Annotated in this window: 3 protein-coding genes; all 3 read right to left on the minus strand. The window is 30.5% G+C overall.

Annotation, left to right across the window (positions count from 1 at the left end; genetic code table 11):
• Positions 1-313, minus strand: a 313-nt coding sequence (locus CXF67_RS09280) for a hypothetical protein (RefSeq protein WP_145990435.1), incomplete at its 3' end; no start/stop codon positions are given.
• Positions 314-554: 241 nt separating this feature from the next.
• The gene (locus tag CXF67_RS09285) at positions 555-1,274 is read right to left on the minus strand and encodes a restriction endonuclease (protein WP_102088502.1); all 720 of its coding nucleotides are present in this window, start codon (positions 1,272-1,274) and stop codon (positions 555-557) included.
• Between the two features lie 90 nt (positions 1,275-1,364).
• On the minus strand, positions 1,365-2,447 hold the full coding sequence (locus tag CXF67_RS09290; protein ID WP_102088503.1) for a hypothetical protein: 1,083 nt from the start codon (positions 2,445-2,447) through the stop codon (positions 1,365-1,367).
• Positions 2,448-2,472: the final 25 nt, after the last annotated feature.

Below are 2,472 nucleotides of genomic sequence, written 5' to 3' on the forward strand. Positions count from 1 at the left end.
AAAAGAAAATAAGTTTGTCTTTTGAACCGAATTCTGTAACATTAATTTTTGCTTTTTCAATATCTTCAATTACTTTTTTTGTAAATGAATACATTTCACTTTGGCTTTTTGACTTTTGTACTGTTAATTGATACTGTATGTTTTGCCCTTCAAAATCAAATACTCTGATGTCTAGACCAACATCATCTTTACCATCTGTAAAAACAACTTTTTTAAAGTCATACTCCTTTTGCAAATAAATTTTTACGATTTTATCGAATTCCTTTTTGTCTAGTGAATCTAGAAGTAATATGAGTTGGTTGGTTTTAGACATTAAGTTTTTTAAATTTCGTAAAGTTAGTTATTTCGGCATTGTTGGCAACGTCTCGTATAAGAAACGTAGGGCAGGTGATAAGCACTGTCGTTTCGGTTTAGCCACAAGCCAAATCTTTTTATTTTGTTTTAATTTTTCTCTTTTAATACCAAATCAAAAGATTTGGCGACTTTGCAAATAGACAACAACCTTTCGATTAAACACTAATCGCCCAATTTGCTATATATAGTGTTGTATAGAGTTATTTTTCTCCGTACAAAATTTTAAAATGTTTTATTGCCTTTTCCTTATCTCTTTCCACAATATCAAAATATTGTCTATAAGTTTTGATTTCTTCAGTACCTATTTGATTTAATTCGTCATCAATAATGGGAATTGTCATAGGAAATTTACGTTCCATATAGTTTCTTTCTTCAAGATCCCAAGGACCTATTGAACAAATAGGCTTATATGCATTATGAACTAATTGATTATTATCCCAACTAAATTTTTCTCTACTAGTCGGCATTTTCCCTCCGCTAGGATCCCAATATGGAAATAATTTATCGGCTAATTCCATATATTTTTTAGGCATTGATTTTAACCATTTTCGATAATAAACTTTTTCAAGATCTTCTAGAGTTACTAGTTTGATATTAGTCTTTTCAACAGCTTCATAACTTCCAGATTGAAATCCTACTTTAGAAACAATAAAACCAAGATTAGCTCCAAAATCATTCATTATTGTTCTAAAAGAATGGATTGTGTCTTGAGGGATTGGTTTATTCCAAAATTTACATTCTATAAGGATAACAGGTTGATACTCTTTTTGGGTATCCTTCGCATAAACGTCTACTTCTTTTTTTCCTCGAACTAAATCAATTGTTTTAGGTACTTCCGTTTCGAAACCACATTCTTCAAACATCTTTCCTACATAGTCTTGAAGTTCTTGCCAAGTTTCTGGTTGAGAATCAAATATCATTTATTTTTTCATTTGTTTTAATTCTATACAACGTTCCGTGTATGGTGCGTATCCCGAAGGGTATGCACTATACACCTTGTTGTGTGCTTTTTAAGGTCCAAGTATTTTTAACCAGAATGAAGGTTTTCCTAATTCTTTAATTCCCGTTTTAATTATGTCTGCCATTGAAGTCTTAACCGTATCAGTGTATTTATTCAAGAGTTTATCTTTTCGAAATATTTTAGACACAGATTCAGAAAATTTTAAAGAAGATTTTAATTCAGAAATTCGATGATTTACTGTTGCTAATTCTGAGTCCATTTCATCACCGTCTTTTTTGACTTTCGCTAAGAGTTTTTTAACTTCTTCAGCTGAATTCTTGCCTCTTGAAGCAAACTTACTTTGTACTACTAATCCGAATTGTTCCTTCTGGATGGTATCATTATTTAGAATTTTTTTTCTGATCCTATTTGACTCTTTTAAGCCATCCTCAAGACTATTGAATTCCTTTTTGAAAAAATTATTTAAAACCTTCATTTTATGCTCTGTTGGAGCACCACGTTTGGTTCTAATTGCTTTTTGTTTATCAAACAAGTTATTTATTTCATCAAGTATTTCTGTATTTTTTCTAAAAATTTCACTATTTGATTGAATTATCCCTAAAAATTTCCGTAATAAAGTCGATAAATCTTTCCTTGTATCTGGAAACTCTAATATTGTTAATTCATCTGATAAGAGCATTTCAGTTGAATCAAATATGAGAATACATGGCAACTTTTCTGAGATTCCTAATCCACGAGCTATGTGTTCAGTCGCATTAGTTAAGTCTGCTGGTTCTAACTTATCCAACTGCATATGATTAAGACTTTCATTATTGCATAAGCCTTCAATTTGCGTTAATGTAAAATCTCTTCCTTCAATAGGCTTTCTTTCATAAATGCCGCTCAGAGTTTCGAAGATTGATGTCTTGATTTTATCAACGAAAATGTGACATGCAATATGAGAACCTGAAACTTTGTCCAACTCAACAATAGATTCTAATATGAGTTTTGACTCTTCTATTTCCAGACCGGTAGTAAAAAAGAAGAAATGGACTGAAAAAGGTCTTTCTGTAGAATATGAAATAGAAGTATTTTTTAATAGTTCTATAAATGATTCTGCTTCATTTCTATTTCTTATTTCCGTAATTACCATTTAGTCATTAGTTTTTAGAATTGCA

Origin of the sequence: Psychroflexus sp. MES1-P1E (assembly GCF_002836055.1) — a bacterium.
Lineage (GTDB): Bacteria > Bacteroidota > Bacteroidia > Flavobacteriales > Flavobacteriaceae > Psychroflexus.

Bases quoted from the DNA above. Each gene is read 5' to 3' on its own strand.
- CXF67_RS09285 (WP_102088502.1), bottom strand. From the start codon at position 1,274: ATGATATTTGATTCTCAACCAGAAACTTGGCAAGAACTTCAAGACTAT.
- CXF67_RS09290 (WP_102088503.1), bottom strand. From the start codon at position 2,447: ATGGTAATTACGGAAATAAGAAATAGAAATGAAGCAGAATCATTTATA.